23 protein-coding genes are annotated in these 22,149 nt (G+C 58.5%); 14 read left to right on the top strand and 9 right to left on the bottom strand.

The window, feature by feature from the left end; translation table 11 throughout:
- Window positions 1-7: 7 nt before the first annotated feature.
- The 3 genes from araH (at window position 8) to otsA (ending at window position 3,337) form a co-directional block, all read left to right on the top strand.
- Window positions 8-988, top strand: a complete 981-nt coding sequence (gene araH, locus ABLX76_RS05150) for an L-arabinose ABC transporter permease AraH (protein WP_023290266.1) — start codon at window positions 8-10, stop codon at window positions 986-988.
- 161 nt (window positions 989-1,149) lie between these two features.
- Window positions 1,150-1,938, top strand: coding sequence for a trehalose-phosphatase (otsB, locus tag ABLX76_RS05145; protein ID WP_023290265.1), 789 nt, complete (start codon window positions 1,150-1,152; stop codon window positions 1,936-1,938).
- The gene (gene otsA / locus ABLX76_RS05140; RefSeq protein WP_032453397.1) at window positions 1,913-3,337 is read left to right on the top strand and encodes an alpha,alpha-trehalose-phosphate synthase; all 1,425 of its coding nucleotides are present in this window, start codon (window positions 1,913-1,915) and stop codon (window positions 3,335-3,337) included. Before otsB ends, otsA begins: the two co-directional genes overlap by 26 nt.
- Before the next feature lie 23 nt (window positions 3,338-3,360).
- Here the strand turns inward: otsA and uspC are convergent, their stop codons facing one another.
- Window positions 3,361-3,789: a universal stress protein UspC gene (uspC, locus tag ABLX76_RS05135; RefSeq protein ID WP_004203433.1), complete on the bottom strand. Its 429-nt coding sequence runs from the start codon at window positions 3,787-3,789 to the stop codon at window positions 3,361-3,363.
- 356 nt (window positions 3,790-4,145) lie between these two features.
- Here uspC and ABLX76_RS05130 point away from each other — a divergent pair, with 356 nt between their 5' ends.
- On the top strand, window positions 4,146-5,729 hold the full coding sequence (locus ABLX76_RS05130; protein ID WP_048297823.1) for an MFS transporter: 1,584 nt from the start codon (window positions 4,146-4,148) through the stop codon (window positions 5,727-5,729).
- Window positions 5,730-5,733: 4 nt separating this feature from the next.
- Complete coding sequence (locus ABLX76_RS05125; RefSeq protein ID WP_048336026.1) at window positions 5,734-6,873, top strand: glycoside hydrolase family 105 protein; 1,140 nt, start codon at window positions 5,734-5,736, stop codon at window positions 6,871-6,873.
- Window positions 6,874-6,933: 60 nt separating this feature from the next.
- Here the strand turns inward: ABLX76_RS05125 and argS are convergent, their stop codons facing one another.
- Window positions 6,934-8,667, bottom strand: a complete 1,734-nt coding sequence (gene argS, locus ABLX76_RS05120) for an arginine--tRNA ligase (protein ID WP_004203428.1) — start codon at window positions 8,665-8,667, stop codon at window positions 6,934-6,936.
- A 236-nt stretch (window positions 8,668-8,903) separates the two neighbouring features.
- Between argS and ABLX76_RS05115 the strand changes: the two genes are divergently transcribed.
- Together ABLX76_RS05115 and cutC are read left to right on the top strand one after the other, a co-directional pair.
- Window positions 8,904-9,473: a VOC family protein gene (locus tag ABLX76_RS05115; RefSeq protein WP_023290260.1), complete on the top strand. Its 570-nt coding sequence runs from the start codon at window positions 8,904-8,906 to the stop codon at window positions 9,471-9,473.
- Between the two features lie 76 nt (window positions 9,474-9,549).
- The gene (gene cutC, locus ABLX76_RS05110) at window positions 9,550-10,293 is read left to right on the top strand and encodes a copper homeostasis protein CutC (RefSeq protein WP_023290259.1); all 744 of its coding nucleotides are present in this window, start codon (window positions 9,550-9,552) and stop codon (window positions 10,291-10,293) included.
- Window positions 10,294-10,373: 80 nt separating this feature from the next.
- Here the strand turns inward: cutC and cmoB are convergent, their stop codons facing one another.
- From cmoB to ABLX76_RS05085, 5 genes are read right to left on the bottom strand one after another with little or no spacing between them, the layout of a single operon-like run.
- The gene (cmoB, locus tag ABLX76_RS05105; protein WP_023290258.1) at window positions 10,374-11,378 is read right to left on the bottom strand and encodes a tRNA 5-methoxyuridine(34)/uridine 5-oxyacetic acid(34) synthase CmoB; all 1,005 of its coding nucleotides are present in this window, start codon (window positions 11,376-11,378) and stop codon (window positions 10,374-10,376) included.
- On the bottom strand, window positions 11,375-12,118 hold the full coding sequence (cmoA, locus tag ABLX76_RS05100) for a carboxy-S-adenosyl-L-methionine synthase CmoA (RefSeq protein WP_004203422.1): 744 nt from the start codon (window positions 12,116-12,118) through the stop codon (window positions 11,375-11,377). Before cmoA ends, cmoB begins: the two co-directional genes overlap by 4 nt.
- Window positions 12,119-12,157: 39 nt before the next feature.
- Window positions 12,158-12,553, bottom strand: coding sequence for an MAPEG family protein (locus ABLX76_RS05095; RefSeq protein ID WP_008804243.1), 396 nt, complete (start codon window positions 12,551-12,553; stop codon window positions 12,158-12,160).
- A 52-nt stretch (window positions 12,554-12,605) separates the two neighbouring features.
- Entirely contained in the window at window positions 12,606-13,424 is an 819-nt protein-coding gene (locus ABLX76_RS05090) for a DUF72 domain-containing protein (RefSeq protein WP_348874113.1), read from the bottom strand.
- Window positions 13,421-13,987, bottom strand: coding sequence for a hydrolase (locus ABLX76_RS05085; RefSeq protein WP_289552076.1), 567 nt, complete (start codon window positions 13,985-13,987; stop codon window positions 13,421-13,423). The genes ABLX76_RS05090 and ABLX76_RS05085 overlap by 4 nt, the downstream gene beginning before the upstream one ends.
- 267 nt (window positions 13,988-14,254) lie before the next feature.
- On the opposite strand from ABLX76_RS05085, the gene aspS reads away from it, so the two are divergent.
- From aspS to ruvB, 6 genes are all read left to right on the top strand, one after another.
- Window positions 14,255-16,042: an aspartate--tRNA ligase gene (gene aspS / locus ABLX76_RS05080; RefSeq protein WP_023290254.1), complete on the top strand. Its 1,788-nt coding sequence runs from the start codon at window positions 14,255-14,257 to the stop codon at window positions 16,040-16,042.
- A gap of 1 nt (window position 16,043) precedes the next feature.
- Window positions 16,044-16,487, top strand: a complete 444-nt coding sequence (gene nudB / locus ABLX76_RS05075; protein ID WP_002911477.1) for a dihydroneopterin triphosphate diphosphatase — start codon at window positions 16,044-16,046, stop codon at window positions 16,485-16,487.
- Between the two features lie 27 nt (window positions 16,488-16,514).
- Window positions 16,515-17,255: a YebC/PmpR family DNA-binding transcriptional regulator gene (locus ABLX76_RS05070; RefSeq protein WP_002911459.1), complete on the top strand. Its 741-nt coding sequence runs from the start codon at window positions 16,515-16,517 to the stop codon at window positions 17,253-17,255.
- A gap of 34 nt (window positions 17,256-17,289) precedes the next feature.
- Entirely contained in the window at window positions 17,290-17,811 is a 522-nt protein-coding gene (gene ruvC / locus ABLX76_RS05065) for a crossover junction endodeoxyribonuclease RuvC (protein ID WP_004203412.1), read from the top strand.
- Between the two features lie 79 nt (window positions 17,812-17,890).
- Complete coding sequence (ruvA, locus tag ABLX76_RS05060; protein WP_002911454.1) at window positions 17,891-18,502, top strand: Holliday junction branch migration protein RuvA; 612 nt, start codon at window positions 17,891-17,893, stop codon at window positions 18,500-18,502.
- Window positions 18,503-18,510: 8 nt separating this feature from the next.
- Window positions 18,511-19,521, top strand: coding sequence for a Holliday junction branch migration DNA helicase RuvB (gene ruvB / locus ABLX76_RS05055; protein WP_004148860.1), 1,011 nt, complete (start codon window positions 18,511-18,513; stop codon window positions 19,519-19,521).
- 62 nt (window positions 19,522-19,583) lie between these two features.
- Here ruvB and znuB read toward each other — a convergent pair whose 3' ends face one another.
- Both znuB and znuC read right to left on the bottom strand, forming a co-directional pair.
- On the bottom strand, window positions 19,584-20,369 hold the full coding sequence (gene znuB / locus ABLX76_RS05050; protein ID WP_004212745.1) for a zinc ABC transporter permease subunit ZnuB: 786 nt from the start codon (window positions 20,367-20,369) through the stop codon (window positions 19,584-19,586).
- Window positions 20,369-21,121, bottom strand: coding sequence for a zinc ABC transporter ATP-binding protein ZnuC (znuC, locus tag ABLX76_RS05045; RefSeq protein WP_004203406.1), 753 nt, complete (start codon window positions 21,119-21,121; stop codon window positions 20,369-20,371). The genes znuB and znuC overlap by 1 nt, the downstream gene beginning before the upstream one ends.
- A gap of 78 nt (window positions 21,122-21,199) precedes the next feature.
- Here znuC and znuA point away from each other — a divergent pair, with 78 nt between their 5' ends.
- On the top strand, window positions 21,200-22,144 hold the full coding sequence (gene znuA / locus ABLX76_RS05040) for a zinc ABC transporter substrate-binding protein ZnuA (RefSeq protein ID WP_048297818.1): 945 nt from the start codon (window positions 21,200-21,202) through the stop codon (window positions 22,142-22,144).
- Window positions 22,145-22,149 lie beyond the last annotated feature (5 nt).

The raw sequence follows: 22,149 nt of genomic DNA, 5'->3' as shown, positions 1-22,149 counted from the left end.
GTAAATGATGTCATCAGTGACTACGTCCGGCGCTACCCGCTCTGCCTTTAGCTTTGCCCGTATCTGGGATCAGTTTGGCATGCTGGTGGTGTTTGCGGTGCTGTTTATCGGCTGCGTAATTTTTGTGCCTAACTTTGCCTCATTCGTCAATATGAAGGGGCTGGGGCTGGCGATCTCGATGTCCGGGATGGTGGCCTGCGGTATGCTCTTCTGCCTGGCCTCCGGCGATTTCGACCTGTCGGTGGCGTCGGTTATCGCCTGTGCCGGGGTCACTACCGCGGTGGTGATTAACCTGAGCGAAAGCCTGTGGCTGGGGATTGCCGCCGGTCTGCTGCTGGGGGCGATCAGTGGCCTGGTCAACGGCTTTGTCATTGCCCGCCTGAAGATCAACGCCCTGATCACCACGCTGGCCACTATGCAGATTGTCCGCGGTCTGGCCTACATTATCTCCGACGGTAAAGCGGTGGGGATCGAAGATGAACGCTTCTTCACCCTCGGTTACGCCAACTGGTTTGGTCTGCCGGCGCCGATCTGGCTGACGGTCGCCTGCCTGGTGGTTTTCGGATTATTACTAAACAAAACCACCTTTGGCCGTAATACGCTGGCTATAGGCGGCAATGAAGAGGCGGCGCGTCTGGCCGGTGTTCCGGTGGTGCGCACCAAGATTATTATCTTTGTGCTCTCCGGTCTGGTATCGGCCGCGGCGGGAATTATCCTGGCGTCGCGGATGACCAGCGGCCAGCCGATGACCTCGATTGGCTATGAGCTGATTGTTATTTCGGCCTGTGTGCTGGGCGGGGTATCGCTGAAGGGCGGGATCGGCAAGATCTCCTACGTGGTGGCCGGGATCCTGATCCTCGGGACCGTGGAGAACGCGATGAACCTGCTGAACATCTCGCCGTTCTCACAATACGTCGTGCGCGGGGTCATCCTGCTGGCAGCGGTAATTTTTGACCGCTACAAACAAAAAGCCAAACGTGCGGCCTGATTTCAGGCATAACTTTTAAGTCTACAGAGTAATTACCGCCAGCGCCCGTTTCGCTGGCGGTATCTATCAAAAATGGCGAGGTTGGTCACACTGTCTATACTTACATGGCTAACATATAATTAACAACCAGCTTCGGCTGGCCATGATAAGGAGGAAACAGGGTGGATAACCAGATATCTGTACCGCCTGCGCTAACCGGAAACTACGCTTTTTTCTTTGACCTCGACGGTACTCTTGCCGATATCCAGCCGCACCCCGATCAGGTGGTGATACCCGACAACACGCTGCAGGCGCTCAACGCGCTGGCCCGGCAGCAGGGCGGGGCGGTGGCATTGATTTCAGGGCGCTCAATGTCTGAACTTGACGCGCTAACCCATCCCTGGCGGCTACCGCTGGCCGGTGTTCACGGGGCTGAACGCCGTGATATCAATGGTAAAACCTATATTGTCTCTCTGCCGTCGGCTCTGCGCGATGAAATCGCGGCTGAGCTGACCTCGGCGTTGCAGGCGCTCCCCGGGTGCGAGCTGGAGAGTAAAGAGATGGCCTTCGCGCTCCACTACCGCCAGGCGCCGCAGCAGCAGAGCGCGGTGCTGGAGCTGGCGCAGCGCATCGTTCAGCGCTACCCGCTGCTGGCGCTACAGCTTGGCAAGTGCGTAGTGGAGATTAAACCCCGCGGTGTCAACAAAGGGGAGGCGATCACCGCCTTCATGCAGGAAGCGCCGTTTGCCGGTCGCGAACCGGTTTTTGTCGGCGATGATTTGACCGACGAAGCGGGATTCAGCGTGGTTAATCAACTGCAGGGAATGTCGATAAAAGTGGGCGCCGGGGAAACCCAGGCGCACTGGCGGTTGGCGGATGCCGCCGCCGTAAGGACGTGGTTGCAACATCTGGCGTATGACGCGCAAACCGAAAGGAGGGATGACCATGAGTCGTTTAGTCGTAGTCTCTAACCGTATCGCCTTACCGGACGATAAAAAATCGAGCGCTGGCGGTCTGGCCGTCGGCATCCTGGGGGCACTGAAAGCGGCAGGGGGTCTGTGGTTTGGCTGGAGCGGCGAAATTGGCGATGACCAGCAACCGCTGAAGCAGGTCTCCCGCGGAAATATTTCATGGGCGTCGTTCAACCTTAATGAGCGTGACCATGATGAATACTACAACCAGTTCTCTAATGCCGTGCTGTGGCCGGCCTTCCATTATCGTCTTGATCTGGTCAGCTTCCAGCGCGAAGCCTGGGAGGGATATCAGCGAGTTAACGCCATGCTGGCGGACAAGCTTCTGCCGCTGATCGAGCCAGACGATACGCTGTGGATCCATGATTACCATCTGCTGCCCTTCGCCAGCGAACTGCGCAAGCGTGGGGTCAACAACCGGATCGGCTTCTTTTTGCATATTCCGTTCCCGACGCCGGAGATTTTTAACGCGCTACCGCCGCACGCTGAGCTGCTGGAGCAACTGTGCGATTACGACCTGCTGGGCTTCCAGACCGAAAGCGACAGAACCGCATTTCTTGACAGCATTGCCATGCAGACCCGACTCTCCGACCTCGGAGACAAACGCTATCAGGCGTGGGGTAAGGCGTTCAGCACCGAGGTTTATCCGATAGGGATCGATCCGGACGAGATTACGCGCAACGCCAAAGGTCCGCTGCCGCCGAAGCTGGTCCAGCTGAAAAACGAGCTCAAAAACGTGAAGAATATCTTCTCGGTGGAGCGGCTTGACTACTCGAAAGGATTGCCGGAGCGGTTCCTCGCCTATGAGACGCTGCTCGAAAAGTATCCTCAGCATCACGGCAAGATCCGTTATACCCAGATCGCACCGACCTCCCGCGGCGATGTGCAGGCCTATCAGGATATCCGCCACCAGCTGGAAACCGCATCCGGGCGCATCAACGGTCAGTTTGGCCAGCTTGGCTGGACTCCGCTCTACTATCTGAACCAGCATTTTGACCGTAAGCTGCTGATGAAGGTCTTCCGCTACTCTGACGTCGGCCTGGTGACGCCCCTGCGCGATGGTATGAACCTCGTGGCGAAGGAGTACGTGGCGGCGCAGGATCCGGATAACCCTGGCGTACTGGTCCTGTCGCAGTTTGCCGGCGCGGCGCAGGAGCTGACCAGCGCCCTGATCGTCAACCCCTACGATCGCGACGAGGTTGCCGCCGCGCTGGATCGCGCCCTTAGCATGCCGCTGGCGGAACGTATTGCCCGTCATTCTGCGATGCTGGACGTGATCAGAGAAAATGATATTCATAACTGGCAGGCGCGCTTTGTCGACGATCTGCAGCATATTTCACCGCGCAGTGAGGAGAGCCGCTTGCGGGGGAAGATAGCCACGTTCCCTAAACTGGCCTAGTTCAGGAAAAGGGCTAACCGGCGTTAGCCCTTTTCAAGGGAAACCAGCAGGACATCGACGCCGCAGCTGCCGACGATATTTTTCGCCGAGCAGGTGGCGCGCGAAAAAAGGGAATGGTTATGATTGCCGCAGATCACCAGATCGACCTGGTGCGACCGGCAGAAGTCTTTAATATGATGGCCCAGTTCGCCGCAGGCGATGGTCATTTTCTCTATCGGGTAGTCCGCGTGACGCGCCAGCTCGTTGAGAAAATCACGCGTCTCTTCCTGCATCACCTCGCGCAGATTTTCCATCATCGGCGCAGCGAACTGGTTATACAGCTCCGGATCCGTGGCGAGGGTGATAAAGCTCACTTTCGCGTTCACGGGCCGGGCAATCGACACCGCTTTTTTAATTAATACCTGACTCTCCGGCGTTGGCGCGACGGCAACCAGCAGATGTGAATAAGGCATCTGGCCTCCTTGAGATACGCGGAATAACCCTTTCTTTCCTTCTTTCTTTACTCCTGTTTACCCGGCTGCGCAAGGGCCGATCCCGGGATTTGCGAGCCTCTTCGCCAGTCGGTGTTTTTCCGGCTAGATCACAATGGTGAACCTGTCTTTTGATTTAAAAGAAATGCCGTTTTATAAATGAGTGAAGTGAAGACGTCATCTCTTTGTCATTTTGCCACCGGCAACGGTTGCGTGGCAAAAGCACAAAGGTAACGTCGTTTCGCTGCTTTTAGTGTAGCCAGGTACCCACTCCCTTCCGGTGGCAAATCCGGAAAGATTGTCGGCGTTCTCTTAAAAAAAGACACAGGATCACGGCGATGAAAACACGAAAGATTGGACTGGCTAACTACCTGGCCTACGGCGCGGGCGATTTTCTCGGCGCCGGCACCACGGCGCTAACCGCCGCATGGCTGCTCTACTTTTACACCACCTTCTGCGGACTCTCTCCGATAGAAGCCACGCTGATATTCGCTTCCGCCCGCGTACTGGATGCGGTGGTGAGCCCGCTGATGGGCTTTCTCACCGATAACTTCGGCACCACCTGGCTCGGCAAGCGCTTCGGCCGCAGAAAATTCTTTATTCTGCTCGGCATCCCGTGCGTATTCAGCTACTCGGCGATGTGGGTTGGCGAGATGGGCTTCTGGTACTACCTGCTCACCTATCTGCTGTTTGATATGGTCTACACCATGATTCTGGTGCCCTACGAGACGCTGGTGCCGGAGATGACCGATGACTTTAAACAGAAAACCAAATTCTCCGGCGCGCGCATCTCAATGGCGCAAATGTCGGCGATTTTAGCCTCCTTTCTGCCGGGGATCCTCCTTACTTGGCTCGGCAAAGACAATGCCAGCTCGTTCTTTTATGCCAGTCTGGTGTTCTCGGTCCTGTGCGCGGTGATGCTGACCTTCGTCTGGTGTTTCACCTGGGAGCGGCCGCGTGAGGCCTGGTCAGAGGCGGCGCTGCGGGCGGAAGCGGAGAAACAGAACTTAACCCTCGCCCAGAGCCTCAATCGCCTGGTGATTGAGCTGAGCTCCACGCTGCGGATAAAAATTTTCCGCCAGCACCTCGGCATGTATCTGGGGGGCTATATCGCCCAGGACGTCTTCAATGCCGTATTCACCTATTACGTGGTCTTTGTTCTGATGCAGGAGGCCTCTGTCGCCTCGAATCTGCTGGGGACGATGGCGATTTTCCAGTTTATCGCCGTGATCGCCATGATCCCGCTGTGCATTCGCTTTGGCCCCGCGCCGTCGTACCGCATGGTGGTGGTCCTCTTTGGCCTGAGCTCGCTCTCCTATGCGCTGCTCTATTACGCCGGACTGAGCGACGTCTATTCGTTATTGCTGCTCATCTCTGCTGTCGCCGGACTGGGACGCGGCGGGATTAACTACGTACCGTGGAATACCTACACCTATATTGCCGACGTCGACGAAGCGATCACCGGCCAGCGCCGGGAGGGGATTTTTGCCGGCATCATGACGCTGACCCGCAAAGCCTCGCAGGCGGGGGCGGTGATGCTGGTGGGCATCATCATGCAGCTGTCGGGGTTTGTCTCCGGGCAAAAAATACAGCCTGAAGGGGTCAGCCATACCATTTTGCTGATCCTCAGCGTCGGCACGCTGGTGGTCTTAGCCTGCGGCTTCCTCGTTTCGCTGCGCTTCAAACTCAATCTGCATACCCACAGCGTCCTGCGCAGCGAAACCCTAAGAATGCGCGAAAGCGGTCACGCCCAGCCGGAACTGACCAGCGCAGAACACCGCGCGGTCGTCGAGATGCTGGCGGGGATGCCTTACGACTGCCTGTGGGGAAATAACAACATTGGCTACCTGAATCGTCATAAACCTGCTGCCCCGGCGCTCACCCAGGGCGGTGCTTTGAATTCGACATATACCCGAGGTTAACAACATGAAAGTTTGGCCGGTCAAACATAGCCCATTACTCTGTCAGCCTGAGCGTTTTATCGCCCGTAGCGAACTGCAGGCGCTCATCCGCAACGTGACGCAAAACCTGGTGAATATTAAGGATGAGAGCGGGCAATTTTTACTGCGCCTGGATGACGGGCGCGTTATTGATACCAAAGGCTGGGCCGGCTGGGAGTGGACCCACGGCGTCGGGCTGTATGGCATCTATCAGTATTATCAGCAAACCGGCGATCTCGAGATGCGCGATATCATTGACCGCTGGTTTGCCGACCGTTTCGCCGAGGGGGCAACGACCAAAAACGTCAACACCATGGCGCCGTTCCTGACCCTGGCCTATCGCTTTGAAGAGACCGGATGTAAGGCGTACCTGCCGTGGCTGGAGAGCTGGGCGGAGTGGGCAATGTATGAGATGCCGCGTACCGAGCAGGGCGGCATGCAGCACATCACCCTGGCGGAAGAAAACCACCAGCAAATGTGGGATGACACCCTGATGATGACCGTGTTGCCGTTAGCCAAAATTGGCAAGCTGCTTCACCGTCCGCAGTATGTGGAGGAGGCGACCTATCAGTTCCTGCTCCACGTGCAGAACCTGATGGACCGGGAAACCGGGCTGTGGTTTCACGGCTGGAGCTATGACGGTCGGCATAATTTTGCCCGGGCGCGCTGGGCGCGGGGCAACAGCTGGCTCACTATGGTAATCCCGGATTTTCTTGAGTTAGTGGATCTCCCGGAAGGGAATGCGGTACGGCGCTATCTGACCGAGGTGCTGAACGCGCAAATTGCCGCCTTAGCGAAATGTCAGGACGACAGCGGCCTGTGGCATACCCTGCTGGACGACCCGCACTCTTATCCAGAGGCCTCGGCGACCGCCGGCTTTGCCTACGGCATACTCAAAGCGGTGCGCAAGCGATATGTCGGGCAGCACTATGCCGGGGTGGCTGAAAAAGCGATTCGCGGAATTGTGCAGAATATTTCGCCTCAGGGGGAGCTGCTGCAGACTTCCTTTGGCACCGGAATGGGGTCAGACCTTGATTTCTATCGCCAGATCCCGCTCACCTCGATGCCCTACGGCCAGGCGATGGCGATCCTCTGTCTGACCGAGTATCTGCGCAAGTATTTCTGAGCAGGAGACCCCGCAGGCGCGGCGCCTGAAAAAACTAACCCGGCTTTCGCCGGGTTGGTTTTACATACGCTCGACGGTTTCGATACCGAGAGTATCGAGACCCAGCTTGAGGGTTTTCGCCGTCAGCAGCGCCAGCTTCAGGCGGCTGTTGCGGGTCGCTTCGCTTTCCGCGCTGAGGATCGGGCAGTGCTCGTAGAAACCGGAGAACAGGCCCGCCAGATCGTAGAGGTAGGCGCACATCACGTGCGGCGTCCCTTCGCGAGCGACCACGGAGAGGGTCTCTTCAAACTGCAACAGGCGCGCGGCCAGCTGGGCTTCGCGATCTTCCGCAATCACCACCGGCGCGTCGGTGAGGGCGTTTTCGTCAATGCCGGCTTTGCGGAACACGGAGAGCACGCGGGTATAGGCATACTGCATATACGGCGCAGTGTTGCCTTCGAACGCCAGCATATTATCCCAGTCGAAAACGTAGTCGGTGGTGCGGTTTTTCGACAGGTCGGCGTATTTCACCGCGCCGATACCCACCACTTTCGCCAGATTTTCCAGCTCATCAGCGGACATCTCCGGGTTCTTCTCGGCCACCAGGCGACGCGCGCGCTCCAGCGCTTCGTCCAGCAGATCCGCCAGCTTCACGGTGCCGCCGGCGCGGGTTTTAAACGGCTTGCCGTCTTTACCCAGCATCATGCCGAACATATGGTGTTCCAGCGGCACGGAGTCCGGCACATAACCTGCTTTACGCACGATGGTCCACGCCTGCATCAGGTGCTGGTGCTGACGGGAGTCGATGTAGTAGAGCACGCGGTCGGCGTGCAGTGTTTCATAGCGATACTTCGCACAGGCGATATCGGTGGTGGTATAGAGGTAGCCGCCATCCTTTTTCTGGATGATGACGCCCATCGGTTCGCCTTCCTTGTTTTTATACTCATCAAGGAACACCACGGTGGCGCCTTCGCTCTCGACGGCCAGCCCTTTGGCTTTCAGATCGGCGACGATCCCCGGCAGCATCGGGTTGTACAGGCTTTCGCCCATCACGTCATCGCGGGTCAGCGTCACATTCAGGCGATCGTAGGTGATCTGGTTCTGCGACATGGTGATGTCCACCAGCTTACGCCACATCTGCAGGAAGTACTCATCGCCGCCCTGCAGCTTAACCACGTAGCTGCGCGCGCGCTCGGCGAAGGCTTCGTCTTCGTCGTAGTGTTTTTTCGCTTCGCGATAAAAACCTTCGAGGTCGGCCAGGGCCATCTCGCCGGCGTTTTCCTGCTGCTGTTTTTCCAGATACGCGATCAGCATGCCGAACTGGGTGCCCCAGTCGCCGACGTGGTTGGCGCGGATCACCTTATGGCCCAGGAACTCCAGGGTACGGACCGAGGCATCGCCAATGATGGTCGAACGCAGATGGCCGACGTGCATCTCTTTCGCCACGTTTGGCGCCGAGTAGTCGACGACGATGGTCTGTACCTGCGGCGTGGCGACGCCCAGGCGTTCTGACTGCAGCGCGCGGTTGACGTTGTCCGCCAGGAACGCGGGGTCGAGGAAAATATTGATAAAGCCCGGCCCGGCGATTTCAACCTTGCTGGCAATGCCGTTGAGGTCAAGATGAGACAGTACCTGCTCTGCAAGTTGTCGCGGCGCCATGCCCAGCTTTTTGGCGACAGCCATCACGCCGTTGGCCTGATAGTCACCGAACTGAACTTTTGCTGACTGGCGGACCTGAGGTTCGCAATCGGCAGGCGCGCCTGCCGCGATCAGGGCCTGGCTGACTTTTTCTGAGAGAAGAGCCTGAATATTCACCGGAATACCTTACGTGTAATGCGCCAGCCCCCGAGGGAGGCGGCGCCGGAATGTGGACAAATTAGGGCGGGAGTATACTGCATTTGTCCCCGTCCGTCAGCATCGCGCGCGGCCCGGCGGCATGGGCAATCCATCGTCGGTCGGTCACGCAGCGGCAGGGTGGCGGTTGGTCCGCGGCCTAAAACACGGTAGATTAGCCTTTTTATTATTGATGAACATAAGTGACGAGCAAACCCATGGCGAACTGGCAGCAGATTGAACAACTGGCCGATATTACGGCGGATCTCCCGCGATTTTCCGATGCGCTACAGCGCTTCGCTGCGCGACTGGGACTGGAGATCGGCGGACTCGACGCCGACCATATCTCCCTGCGCTGTCATCAGAACGCCACCGCGGAGCGCTGGCGCAGTGGGCTGGCGCAGTGCGGAACCCTGCTGTCGGAGAATATGATCAACGGTCGGCCTATCTGCCTGTTTAAACTGGCGGAGCCGGTCTGCGTGGCGCACTGGCGCTTTCATATCGTTGAGCTGCCGTGGCCGGGTGAAAAGCGTTATCCCCATGAAGGCTGGGAGCATATTGAAATTGTCCTGCCCGGCGATCCGGCTACCTTAAATGCCCGCGCTCTGGCGCTGCTGGCCGATGACGGACTCAGCCAGCCGGGGATCGTCGTCAAAACCAGCTCGCCGAAAGGGGAACATGAGCGTCTGCCGAATCCCACCCTGGCGGTCACCGACGGCAGCGTGACGGTCAAATTTCACCCATGGTCTATTGAACAAATCGTCGCCAGCGAGCAAGCCGATACGTAACAGTGTGAAGCCGCGCGGCGTCTGCCGCGTGAAATCATGACATGCTGAGAAGGTTGTCTGGATCAGGGAGTGAGCAATGGCGGTACTGGAAGTTTGTTGTTACAGCATGGCGTGCGCCCGGGAGGCTGAGCGCTGCGGCGCCGATCGTATTGAACTCTGCGCCGCGCCGCAGGAAGGGGGACTAACACCCTCTTACGGGGTGCTGGTCTCGGTCCGCGAGGCGATTACCCTCCCGGTGCATCCGATTATCCGCCCGCGCGGCGGTGATTTCTGCTACACCGAAGAGGAGTTCGCCGCGATGCTTGGCGATATCCGCATGGTGCGGGAGCTCGGCTTTCCCGGGCTGGTGACCGGCGTGCTGAATGCCGATGGTCAGGTCGATATCCCGCGGATGAAAAAAATAATGGCCGCGGCCGGGCCGCTGGCGGTGACCTTTCATCGCGCGTTCGATCTGTGCGCCGACCCGCGTCAGGCCTGGGAGACGCTGGGTGAGCTGGGGGTTAAACGTATCCTGACTTCCGGTCAGCAATCCTCGGCGGAGAAAGGTATTTCATTAATTACGGAACTTATTGCCGCAGGGGATACTCCAATCATTATGGCCGGTGCGGGAGTGCGCGCCGCGAACCTGCCGCTGTTTCTGCAGGCGGGGGTGAAAGAGGTTCATAGCTCTGCAGGCCAGTGGTTGCCATCGGAAATGCGCTTTCGTCATCCAGGCGTTTCGATGTCAGCCGATCCCGATGCGGACGAATACAGGCGCTACGCCGTCAATGGCGCAGCGGTGGCGGAGATGAAAAAGATAATTTCCGCTGACAGAAGTTAAACGGTTTTTGCTGCACATCATGTCGCCCAATATGATGATTGCCCGTACCAGGCCCCTGCCCATTAAACAGGGGCCTTTTTTTATCTCGCTTTCTTCGCCAGCGACTGCTGCGTTTCCGGTTTGGTGGCGATAATCACGGCGCGCAGCGGCGCCGGATAGCCTTCCACGGTTTTGCGCTGATCCTGCGGGTCGAGGAAATCGGCCAGCGATTCGCTGGTCATCCATTCGGTGCGACGCTGCTCTTCCGTCGAGGTGACGCAGGCGTCGACGATGCGCACATCGATAAACCCGCACTTCTCCAGCCACATTTTCAGGGCCGCCGCGGAGGGAATAAAATAGACGTTGCGCATCTGCGCATAGCGGTCGCCCGGAACCAGCACCGTATTTTCATCGCCTTCGACCACCAGCGTCTCCAGTACCAGCTCGCCACCCGGCGCCAGCTGATCTTTCAGCTGCCACAGGTGGTCCAGCGGCGAGCGGCGATGGTAGAGCACGCCCATCGAGAACACGGTGTCAAAGGCCTCCAGCGCCGGGAGCTGCTCGATGCCCAGCGGCAGGAGATGCGCCCGCTGGTCGTTGCCAAGCAGCTTACGCACCGCTTCAAACTGGCACAGGAACAGCTGGGTGGGATCGATGCCGACCGCCAGATGCGCGCCCGCGCCGATCATCCGCCACATGTGATAGCCGCTGCCGCAGCCCACGTCGAGGATGGTCCGTCCGCTAAGATCGGACAGATGCGGCAGGACGCGCTCCCATTTCCAGTCGGAGCGCCATTCGGTATCGATGTTGATGCCGTACAGCGAATAAGGGCCTTTGCGCCATGGCATCAGGTTTTTAAGCAGGTTTTCTACCCGCAGCCGATGGCCTTCGCTGAGCGGCGTTTCGCTTTCGGCGGTGACGCTGTGCAGGAGGTCCAGACGCCAGGGCGTTAATTCCGGAAGAAACTCAACGGCGCGCTCCCATTCGCGAAACTTGCCGTGCAGGGCCTCGCGCTGCCAGGCGGCTACCTGGGCAGGCAGCGTCTCCAGCCAGTGAGACAGCGGGCTTTTGGCGATCAGCTGATAAAAGTTACTGAAGTCGATCATGCCTGCTCCCCGGATTTTACTGCCACCAGCGAGCCAAAGTTAAAGCACTGGAACCACAGTTCAGCATGTTCGAACCCCGCCTGACGCAGGCGTTTTTTATGGGTTTCCACAGAGTCGGTCAGCATCACGTTTTCCAGCATGCTGCGTTTCTGGCTAATCTCCAGCTCGCTGTAGCCGTTCGCGCGCTTAAAGTCATGATGCATATTGAACAGCAGCTCACCGACGTGGGCGTCTTCGAAGCTGAATTTCTCCGAGAGCACCAGCGCGCCGCCGGGATTCAGCCCCTGATAGACTTTATTCAGGATCGCCTGACGATCGCCCGGCTCAAGGAACTGAATGGTAAAGTTCAGGATCACCAGCGAGGCGTTTTCAATGGCCACATCGCGGATATCCCCTTCAATCACCTCGACCGGCGTCGGCGCTTTATAGGCGTCAATATGGCGACGGCAGCGCTCCACCATCGCCGGGGAGTTGTCGATGGCGATAATGCGACATCCCGGATGGCTAATATTGCGGCGCACGGAGAGGGTGGCGGCGCCCAGCGAACAGCCAAGATCGTAAACCTGGGTGTGGGGCTGAACGAAGCGCTCGGCCAGCATGCCGATCATCGAGATGATATTGGAGTAGCCAGGCACAGAACGCTGGATCATATCGGGGAAGACTTCAGCAACCCGTTCATCAAAGGTCCAGTCGCCGAGGCTGGCAATCGGCGCGGAAAAAAGCGTATCGCGGTGAGACATAACGTTAAACCCGAAAAAACGAAAACGGCGTATTGTGCGCTAACGGAGGGAGAAAACCAACTCCCAGGGCATATACCAGAGATTGGCCAGCACCATCAGCAACAACGCGCACCAGGTGGCGCTCATGCCGGAACGGCGCCAGTGGTAGACGCGGTGATGAAAACCCCAGGAGTGCATCAGTCGTCCGACGATCAATAAAATGCCGCAAACGTGCACCATCCAGGTCTGGGCGCCGTTCATCTCCATAAATAACAGTAAAATGAGGCCAATCGGCACATATTCGACGGCATTGCCGTGAACGCGGATGGCGACCTGCAGTTCGCTGAAGCCGCCGTCGCCGTAGCCTACATGGTATTGGGTGCGCAAACGCACCACGTCAAATGAGAACTTCACTAACAATAACGCACCTAAAACGGCATACAGCGCGCTGACCATACGAAAACTCCCTTTAACTCTGGCAGATGGCTCCGGATATGATAGCAGGATATCAGAAAAGAGAAGATTGCTGCGGAATCGACGGCGCATTTCCTGCCGCCGGCAGGGCGGCGCGCAGATCGCCCCACAGGGTATCGACCAGCGTCGGCGCGTAGGCAATATCGGGAGTATGCAGGAACAGCCACGGCGTCCCTGACTGATGCCATTTCGGCAGCGTCTGCAGCCAGACGCGAAACAGTTCCCGGTTATGGGCCATATCGTCGCCGCCGATAAAGCGCACCATTGGCTGCCGGGCGGTCATCACCGCATGCACCGGCACCTTCGGTTTCTTTTGTTGCGCGTCGATCATCGCCGGACTGGTGGCTGCGGCGCTATGGACCGGGCGGCTGTCGAGGATCACGCGGTTGACGTTGCGCTGGTGCAGCCCGCGGTTGAGCTGCTGTTCCGCTTCCCCTTTGGCGAAGAACTCGGGGTGACGAACTTCGACGCCGTAGGTGAAATCCTTCGGCAGTGCGTCGAGAAAATGCCATAGCGCCGGGAGATCGCGAGGGCCGAAGGTCGCCGGCAGCTGCAGCCAGTACTGGCCGATGCGCGAGGCCAGCGGCGCCAGGCGGGTGAAGAATTCACGGCTTAAATCGTCGCAGTGGCGCAGGGCGGCCTGGTGCGAGATAGTTGCCGGAAATTTAAAGCAGAAGCGGAAGTTTTCGTGGGTCTGCTCGTACCAGCGGGCGACAATCTCCGGCTTCGGTAGCGCATACAGGGTGGTGTTGCCCTCGACGCAATTGAAGTGGCGGGCGTACTCTTCAAGGCTGGTGATGCCAAGGCGCACCCATTTCGGGTGCGACCACTGGGGAAGCCCAATATAAATCATAACGCGGCGAGGATCTCCTCGGTGCTGCGCACGCGGCCGATGCGCGGGAAAATATGCTTCATGCTGCCCTGATGCTGCTCGGCGGAGGCGGCGCTGCAGGCATCTTCGGCAATGACCAGGTTAAAACCCAGCTCCCAGGCGTTGCGGGCGGTGGATTCGACGCCGATGTTGGTGGCGATGCCGCAGAGAATAATGGTGTCGATACCGCGGCGACGCAGCTGAAGCTCAAGGTCGGTGCCATAGAACGCGCCCCACTGGCGTTTGGTCACTTCGATATCGCTCTCCTGCTTACCCAGCGTGGCCGGATAGGTCCACCAGTTCTCAGGCAGCGTATGCGCCCCGGCCTGCGCGTCGACAGGCTGTTTCAGCGCTTCGGCGAAATCGGCCGACCAGCCGACGCGGACCATGATGACCGGCGAACCCTGTTGTCGGCACTTGTCTGCCAGGCGGGCGGCGCGCGCCACCACCTCGTCAGCCCGATGTGGGCCGCCGGCAAAAGGCAAAATGCCTTCCTGCAGATCGATCACCACCAGCGCCGTGTTTTTCGCATTGAGTTCTAACATGGTATCCCCGTATCTTCATCTGTTGTCAGGCGGCTACAATACCTTTGCGGCTTCAGCAAAAGGGTAACAAATTTTGTTAATTTATGTGAGTGTGGACGTTAAGCGCGCAGCAAAGCAGCGTACATCGTGCGTCGGACTTATCGAACGACAGAATTTCCAGTATAATAGCCGCCTTTTTTCATTCAGTTGTGACATCAGCTAAAGCTGCGACCTCGTCGCCTGCAGGGCAGACGACAATCCGCCGACGGCTAAGTTAAGGGATATCTCATGCGTACAGAATATTGCGGACAGCTTCGACAGTCCCACGTTGGGCAGCAGGTGACTCTGTGTGGTTGGGTCAACCGCCGTCGCGATCTCGGTAGCCTCATTTTTATCGATATGCGCGACCGCGAAGGCATCGTTCAGGTGTTTTTCGATCCGGATCGTGCGGATGCGTTGAAGTTAGCCTCTGAACTGCGTAATGAGTTCTGCATTCAGGTCACTGGCACCGTTCGCGCGCGTGAAGAGAAAAACATCAACGCGGACATGGCCACCGGCGCTATCGAAGTGCTGGCTTCCGATCTGACGATCATTAACCGTTCAGAATCGCTGCCGCTGGACTCCAATCACGTCAACACCGAAGAAGCGCGTCTGAAATACCGCTACCTCGACCTGCGTCGTCCGGAAATGGCGCAGCGTCTGAAAACCCGCGCGAAAATCACCAGCTTTGTGCGCCGCTTTATGGATGACCATGGCTTCCTCGACATCGAAACCCCGATGCTGACCAAAGCCACCCCGGAAGGCGCCCGCGATTACCTCGTGCCTTCCCGCGTGCATAAAGGCAAATTCTACGCGCTGCCGCAGTCGCCGCAGCTGTTCAAACAGCTGCTGATGATGTCCGGCTTCGACCGCTACTATCAGATCGTCAAATGCTTCCGCGATGAAGACCTGCGTGCCGACCGTCAGCCTGAATTTACCCAGATCGACGTGGAAACCTCCTTTATGACCGCGCCGCAGGTGCGTGAGATCATGGAAGCGATGGTGCGTCAGCTGTGGCTGGAGATTAAAGGCGTCGATCTGGGCGATTTCCCGATCATGACCTTCGCCGAAGCCGAACGTCGCTACGGCTCCGATAAACCGGACCTGCGTAACCCGATGGAGCTGGTGGACGTCGCCGACCTGCTGAAATCAGTGGAGTTCGCGGTCTTTGCCGGCCCGGCCAACGATCCGAAAGGGCGCGTGGCGGCGCTGCGCGTGCCGGGCGGGGCTTCTCTGACCCGCAAGCTGATTGACGAATACGGCAACTTTGTCAAGATCTACGGCGCGAAAGGGCTGGCCTATATTAAAGTGACTGAACGTGCCAAAGGCATGGACGGGATCAACAGCCCGGTGGCCAAATTCCTGACCGCTGAAATCGTGGAAGCGATCCTCGACCGCACCGGCGCGCAGGACGGAGACATGATTTTCTTCGGCGCCGACAACAAGAAAGTGGTGGCCGACGCGCTGGGCGCGCTGCGTCTGAAGCTGGGCAAAGATCTGAGCCTGACTGACGAGAGCAAATGGGCGCCGCTGTGGGTGATCGACTTCCCGATGTTCGAAGACGACGGCGAAGGCGGCCTGACGGCGATGCACCATCCGTTCACCTCGCCGAAAGATATGACGGCGGACGAGCTGAAAGCTGCGCCGGAAGAGGCCGTGGCCAACGCCTATGATATGGTCATTAACGGTTATGAAGTCGGCGGCGGTTCGGTGCGTATCCACCGCGGCGACATGCAGCAGACGGTATTTGGTATTCTGGGCATTAACGAACAGGAACAGCGTGAGAAATTCGGCTTCCTGCTCGATGCGCTGAAATACGGTACCCCGCCGCATGCGGGCCTGGCGTTCGGTCTTGACCGTCTGACCATGCTGCTGACCGGCACCGATAACATCCGCGACGTTATCGCTTTCCCGAAAACCACCGCGGCCGCCTGCCTGATGACCGAAGCGCCAAGCTTCGCCAATCCGGCGGCGCTCAGTGAACTGGGTATTCAGGTTGTGGAGAAAGAGGCAAAAGCGTCTCTGGAGAACAAGTAATATGTCATTTAAGCTGCCCGTTTCGGTGCTGGTGGTGATTTACGCCGAAGATACCAAACGGGTGCTGATGTTGCAGCGGCGCGACGATCCCGCGTTCTGGCAGTCGGTCACCGGCAGCCTGGAAGCAGGAGAGACCGCGCTGCAGGCCGCCGCGCGTGAAGTAAAGGAAGAGGTCGCCATTGACGTTGCCTGCGAGCAACTGACCTTAATCGACTGTCAGCGCACGGTGGAGTTCGAGATATTTTCTCATTTGCGTCATCGCTATGCGCCGGGAGTGGAGCGTAATACGGAATTTTGGTTCTGTCTTGCGCTGCCTCATGAGCGGGAAATTACCTTTACCGAACATCTGGCCTACCGCTGGGTCAGCGCGACGGAAGCCGCTGCGCTGACCAAGTCGTGGAGCAACCGGCAGGCGATTGAAGAATTTGTAATTAACGCCGCCTGAAAGGGCGCGCTTTTTGGAGAGTTTTTTATGGCAGGTCATAGTAAATGGGCCAACACCAAACACCGCAAAGCGGCACAGGATGCCAAGCGCGGTAAAATCTTTACGAAAATCATTCGCGAACTGGTTACCGCAGCGCGTCTGGGCGGCGGCGATCCGGCGTCCAACCCGCGTCTGCGTGCGGCGGTGGATAAAGCGCTGTCTAACAACATGACCCGCGACACCCTGAACCGCGCCATCGCGCGCGGCGTCGGCGGCGATGAAGACGCGAACATGGAAACCATCATTTATGAAGGCTATGGCCCTGGCGGCACCGCGGTGATGGTAGAATGTCTGTCCGACAACCGTAACCGTACCGTTGCGGAAGTGCGTCACGCCTTCACTAAAACCGGTGGTAACCTCGGCACCGACGGTTCCGTCTCCTACCTGTTCAGCAAAAAAGGCGTCATCTCCTTTGAGAAAGGCGATGAAGACACCATCATGGAAGCGGCGCTGGAAGCTGGCGCTGAAGACGTGGTGACCTATGACGACGGCGCGATCGACGTCTACACCGCCTGGGAAGAGATGGGCGCCGTGCGCGACGCGCTGGAAGCCGCTGGCCTGAAAGCCGACGCTGCCGAAGTCTCGATGATCCCGTCCACCAAAGCGGATATGGATGCCGAGACGGCGCCGAAGCTGCTGCGTCTGATCGATATGCTCGAAGACTGCGACGACGTGCAGGAAGTGTACCATAACGGCGAGATCTCCGACGAGGTCGCAGCCACCCTGTGATGCAGTCGCATCCACGGTTAACCGGAGGCGCGTGATGGCTATTATTCTCGGCATTGACCCGGGGTCGCGCGTTACCGGTTATGGCGTGATCCGTCAGGTTGGCCGGCAGCTGAGCTACCTTGGCAGCGGCTGTATCCGCACCAAAGTGGACGATTTGCCGTCGCGGCTGAAGCTGATCTACGCCGGAGTGACGGAGATCATCACCCAGTTCCAGCCTGACTTTTTCGCCATTGAGCAGGTCTTTATGGCCAAGAATGCCGACTCGGCGTTAAAGCTCGGGCAGGCGCGCGGGGTGGCGATCGTGGCGGCGACCAATCAGTCGTTACCGGTGTTTGAATATGCCGCCCGCCAGGTTAAGCAGACGGTTGTCGGCATCGGCAGCGCTGAAAAGAGTCAGGTCCAGCACATGGTGCGCACCCTGCTCAAGCTGCCTGCCAATCCGCAGGCGGATGCGGCGGATGCGCTGGCGATCGCCATCACCCATTGCCATGTCAGCCAGAATGCCGCGCAGATCAGCGAGACCCGGCTCAATCTGGCGCGAGGGCGCTTACGATAATCGCAAATCAGGCTGGATATCTATCCAGCCTTTTTTTATGATACCGCCAGATACTTAGACCATAACGCAGGAGCCCCACGTGATAGGCAGACTCAGAGGCATCATTCTCGAAAAACAACCCCCGCTGGTGTTGCTGGAAACGGCGGGCGTCGGCTATGAAGTGCACATGCCAATGACCTGCTTCTATGAGCTGCCGGAGGCCGGGCAGGAGGCGATTGTCTTCACCCACTTTGTGGTGCGTGAAGATGCCCAGCTGCTGTATGGGTTTAACAACAAACAGGAGCGTACCCTGTTTAAAGAACTGATCAAAACCAACGGCGTAGGGCCAAAGCTGGCGCTGGCGATCCTCTCCGGCATGTCGGCGCAGCAGTTCGTCAACGCCGTTGAGCGGGAAGAGGTCGCCTCGCTGGTGAAGCTGCCGGGGATTGGCAAAAAAACCGCTGAACGCCTGATCGTTGAGATGAAAGACCGCTTCAAAGGACTGCACGGCGATCTGTTCACCCCGGCCGCCGATCTGGTACTGACCTCACCGGCAGGCCCGACGGCGGACGATGCCGAGCAGGAAGCGGTTGCCGCGCTGGTCGCGCTGGGCTATAAACCGCAGGAGGCCAGCCGGATGGTCAGCAAGATCGCGCGTCCGGACGCCAACAGTGAAACGCTAATCCGCGAAGCGCTGCGCGCCGCGTTGTGAGGTAAGGGATGATTGAAGCAGATCGGCTGGTATCGGCAGACAGCAGCGGCTTCGAAGAGGCCGCTGACCGCGCCATCCGCCCAAAATTGCTGGCAGAGTATGTCGGCCAGCCGCAGGTGCGTTCGCAGATGGAGATTTTTATCCAGGCGGCGAAGCTGCGCGGCGACGCCCTCGATCACCTGCTGATTTTTGGCCCGCCAGGGTTGGGGAAAACCACCCTGGCCAATATCGTCGCCAATGAAATGGGGGTGAATCTGCGTACCACCTCCGGCCCGGTGCTGGAGAAAGCGGGCGATCTCGCCGCGATGCTCACCAACCTTGAACCGCATGATGTGCTGTTTATCGATGAGATCCATCGCCTCTCGCCGGTGGTGGAAGAGGTGCTCTATCCGGCAATGGAAGATTACCAGCTGGATATCATGATTGGCGAAGGTCCGGCGGCGCGCTCGATTAAAATCGACCTGCCGCCGTTTACCCTGATCGGCGCCACCACCCGGGCCGGTTCATTGACTTCGCCGCTGCGCGACCGCTTTGGCATCGTGCAGCGTCTGGAGTTCTATCAGATCCCCGATCTGCAGCATATTGTCAGCCGCAGCGCCCGCCATATGGGGCTGGAGATGAGCGACGAGGGCGCGCTGGAAGTGGCCCGCCGTTCACGCGGCACGCCGCGTATTGCCAACCGTCTGCTGCGTAGGGTGCGTGACTTCGCGGAAGTGCGCCACGACGGCACCATCTCCGCCGACATTGCCGCCCAGGCGCTGGATATGCTCAACGTCGATGCGGAAGGGTTCGACTATATGGACCGCAAGCTGCTGCTGGCGGTGATAGATAAGTTCTTCGGCGGACCGGTGGGGCTGGATAACCTCGCCGCCGCGATTGGCGAAGAGCGGGAAACCATTGAAGATGTGCTGGAGCCCTACTTAATTCAGCAGGGTTTTCTGCAGCGTACGCCGCGGGGAAGAATGGCGACGGTGCGCGCCTGGAATCATTTCGGGATTACGCCGCCGGAGATGCCGTAGTTCGCTACTGATGTGTCGTTCATCGGGAGACCCGGTCAGCAGCGCGACCGGGTTTTTCATTTTTAGCTGGCGGCTTTTTTCGTCATGCTGAGAATAAACAGCACCGCGGCGCACAGCACCACCGATGGACCGGCCGGCGTGTCGTAGAAAGCCGAGAAGGTTAACCCGCCGGTGACGGCCAGCATGCCCACGCCCACCGCCACGGCGGCCATCTGCTCCGGCGTGCGGGCAAAACGGCGGGCGGTGGCGGCCGGGATAATCAGCAGGGAAGTGATGATCAGCGCCCCGACGAACTTCATCGCCACGCCGATAGTCAGGGCGGTGACCAGCATCAACAGCAGCTTGACCCGCTGCAGCTTCACGCCATCGACAAACGCCAGGTCCGGACTGATGGTCATCGCCAGCAGATTCCGCCACTGCCAGAGCAGAATGCCAATCACAATCACCACGCCAATGGCAATGGCGATCAGGTCCTGCGGGGTGACCGCCAGCAGATCGCCGAACAGGTACGCCATCAGATCGACGCGGACGTTAGACATCAGACTGACCACCACCAGCCCCAGGGAGAGCGCGCTGTGCGCCATGATGCCCAGCAGGGTATCGATCGCCAGATGCGGCCGTTTTTCCAGCCATACCAGCCCGCCGGCCAGCAGCAGGGTGACGGCGATCACCGCATAAAACGGATTGACGTTCAGCAGTAAACCGAAAGCGACGCCGAGCAGCGAGGCATGCGCCAGTGTGTCGCCGAAATAGGACATACGGCGCCAGACCACAAAGGAGCCCAGCGGGCCGGCGGCGCAGGCCAGCATCATCCCGGCCAGCCAGCCAGGTAACAAAAGTTCAATCATTAGCGGCTGTTTCCCCGACGCAGTACAATTCGCCCCTGAAGATCGTGGCGGTGATTATGGTGATGGCGGTAGATCCCCAGCTGTTCCGCGCCGCGTGGGCCGAACATGGAGATAAACTCCGGATGCATTGAGACGACCTCTGGTGCGCCGGAGCAGCAGATATGCTGGTTCAGGCACAATACCTCGTCGGTTTTGGCCATGACCAGATGCAGGTCGTGGGAGACCATCAGCACCGCGCAGTCCAGCTCATGGCGCAGCTGGTCGATAAGATCGTAGAGCGCAACCTGGCCATTAACGTCGACGCCCTGGGTCGGTTCATCCAGCACCAGCAGCTGCGGGCGATTGAGCAGGGCGCGGGCCAGCAGCACGCGCTGGGTTTCTCCGCCGGAAAGTTTTTGCATCGGAGCGTCGATGAGATGCCCGGCCTGCACGCGCTTCAGCGCCGGCAGGATGTCGTCTTTGCGGGTGCCCGGACGCAAACGCAGGAAGCGGCTGACGGTCAGCGGCAGCGTGGCGTCGAGATGCAGTTTCTGCGGCACATAGCCGATCCGCAGGCGTTCTTCGCGCTTGATAACACCCTCTGTCGGTGCTACCAGCCCCAGAACCACCCGCACAAGCGTCGATTTGCCGGCGCCGTTGGGGCCCAGCAGGGTCAATATTTTGCCTGGCGTGAGAGCCAGCGAGATGTCAGACAGCACGCGGCGTTGGCCAAAGGCCACCGAGACATTTTCCAGCGTTACAAGGTTTGTCATAATCATTTAGGGGTTGCACAAGCTAGTGAATGTTATAATATCACATCACACTCACTCGTTTCGATGACTAGACGCATTATGTTACATAAAAATACGCTTCTTTGCGCTGGACTTGGCGCTGTTTTTTTGTTCGCACAGGTACCGCAGGCCAGTGCCGCCGTGGTGACTTCCATGAAACCGCTGGGCTTTATCGCGGCGGCTATCGCCGATGGGGTTACCGACACCCAGGTGCTGCTGCCCGATGGCGCCTCCGAGCATGATTATTCTCTCCGTCCTTCCGATGTAAAACGCTTACAGAACGCAGACTTAGTGGTGTGGATCGGTCCGGAAATGGAAGCCTTTATGGATAAGTCGACGCAAAGCATTGCGGCGAATAAAAAGGTGACTATCGCAGAGCTGGATGGGGTCAAACCGCTGCTGATGACCGGCGCTGACGACGATGACGATCATCATGGTCATGACCATGGCGCAGCGGAAAAAAGTGACGGCGATCACCATCACGGTATCTACAATATGCATCTGTGGTTATCCCCAGAGATAGCGCGGCTTTCGGCGGTTGCAATCCACGATAAATTATTGGAACTTATGCCGCAGAGTCGAGCCAAACTCGACAGCAACCTGCAGCAGTTCGAGGCCGCGCTGGCGGCGACCGACAAGCAGGTTAGCAATGAGCTGGCACCGCTGAAAGGAAAGGGCTATTTCGTTTTTCATGACGCCTACGGTTACTTTGAAAAACACTACGGTTTGACCTCGCTGGGGCATTTTACCGTCAACCCTGAAATACAGCCCGGTGCGCAGCGTTTACACGAAATCAGAACACAACTGGTTGAGCAGAAAGCCACTTGCGTTTTTGCTGAGCCACAGTTCAGGCCAGCGGTTATCGAAGCTGTTGCCCGGGGCACGTCTGTGCGCATGGGGACCCTGGATCCACTGGGTAGCGGAATTAAGCTGGGTAAAGCGAGTTACCCGCAATTCCTCACCCAGCTGGCGAATCAGTATTCGGGCTGCCTGAAAGGAGATTAACGAGG

The organism is Klebsiella sp. JB_Kp004 (assembly GCF_040065795.1).
GTDB classification, from domain to species: domain Bacteria; phylum Pseudomonadota; class Gammaproteobacteria; order Enterobacterales; family Enterobacteriaceae; genus Klebsiella; species Klebsiella quasipneumoniae.
This window is presented reverse-complemented; position numbering and strand designations above follow the sequence as displayed.

What these genes read in the sequence shown, in the direction of transcription:
- cutC (WP_023290259.1), top strand. Translation starts at nt 9,550, where the DNA reads ATGGCGGTACTGGAAGTTTGTTGTTACAGCATGGCGTGCGCCCGGGAG.
- nudB (WP_002911477.1), top strand. Translation starts at nt 16,044, where the DNA reads ATGTCATTTAAGCTGCCCGTTTCGGTGCTGGTGGTGATTTACGCCGAA.
- ABLX76_RS05085 (WP_289552076.1), bottom strand. Translation starts at nt 13,987, where the DNA reads ATGTTAGAACTCAATGCGAAAAACACGGCGCTGGTGGTGATCGATCTG.
- otsA (WP_032453397.1), top strand. Translation starts at nt 1,913, where the DNA reads ATGAGTCGTTTAGTCGTAGTCTCTAACCGTATCGCCTTACCGGACGAT.
- cmoB (WP_023290258.1), bottom strand. Translation starts at nt 11,378, where the DNA reads ATGATCGACTTCAGTAACTTTTATCAGCTGATCGCCAAAAGCCCGCTG.
- znuC (WP_004203406.1), bottom strand. Translation starts at nt 21,121, where the DNA reads ATGACAAACCTTGTAACGCTGGAAAATGTCTCGGTGGCCTTTGGCCAA.
- znuA (WP_048297818.1), top strand. Translation starts at nt 21,200, where the DNA reads ATGTTACATAAAAATACGCTTCTTTGCGCTGGACTTGGCGCTGTTTTT.
- aspS (WP_023290254.1), top strand. Translation starts at nt 14,255, where the DNA reads ATGCGTACAGAATATTGCGGACAGCTTCGACAGTCCCACGTTGGGCAG.
- ruvB (WP_004148860.1), top strand. Translation starts at nt 18,511, where the DNA reads ATGATTGAAGCAGATCGGCTGGTATCGGCAGACAGCAGCGGCTTCGAA.
- ABLX76_RS05125 (WP_048336026.1), top strand. Translation starts at nt 5,734, where the DNA reads ATGAAAGTTTGGCCGGTCAAACATAGCCCATTACTCTGTCAGCCTGAG.
- ABLX76_RS05115 (WP_023290260.1), top strand. Translation starts at nt 8,904, where the DNA reads ATGGCGAACTGGCAGCAGATTGAACAACTGGCCGATATTACGGCGGAT.
- ABLX76_RS05095 (WP_008804243.1), bottom strand. Translation starts at nt 12,553, where the DNA reads ATGGTCAGCGCGCTGTATGCCGTTTTAGGTGCGTTATTGTTAGTGAAG.
- znuB (WP_004212745.1), bottom strand. Translation starts at nt 20,369, where the DNA reads ATGATTGAACTTTTGTTACCTGGCTGGCTGGCCGGGATGATGCTGGCC.
- ruvC (WP_004203412.1), top strand. Translation starts at nt 17,290, where the DNA reads ATGGCTATTATTCTCGGCATTGACCCGGGGTCGCGCGTTACCGGTTAT.
- cmoA (WP_004203422.1), bottom strand. Translation starts at nt 12,118, where the DNA reads ATGTCTCACCGCGATACGCTTTTTTCCGCGCCGATTGCCAGCCTCGGC.
- ABLX76_RS05090 (WP_348874113.1), bottom strand. Translation starts at nt 13,424, where the DNA reads ATGATTTATATTGGGCTTCCCCAGTGGTCGCACCCGAAATGGGTGCGC.
- ABLX76_RS05130 (WP_048297823.1), top strand. Translation starts at nt 4,146, where the DNA reads ATGAAAACACGAAAGATTGGACTGGCTAACTACCTGGCCTACGGCGCG.
- ABLX76_RS05070 (WP_002911459.1), top strand. Translation starts at nt 16,515, where the DNA reads ATGGCAGGTCATAGTAAATGGGCCAACACCAAACACCGCAAAGCGGCA.
- uspC (WP_004203433.1), bottom strand. Translation starts at nt 3,789, where the DNA reads ATGCCTTATTCACATCTGCTGGTTGCCGTCGCGCCAACGCCGGAGAGT.
- araH (WP_023290266.1), top strand. Translation starts at nt 8, where the DNA reads ATGTCATCAGTGACTACGTCCGGCGCTACCCGCTCTGCCTTTAGCTTT.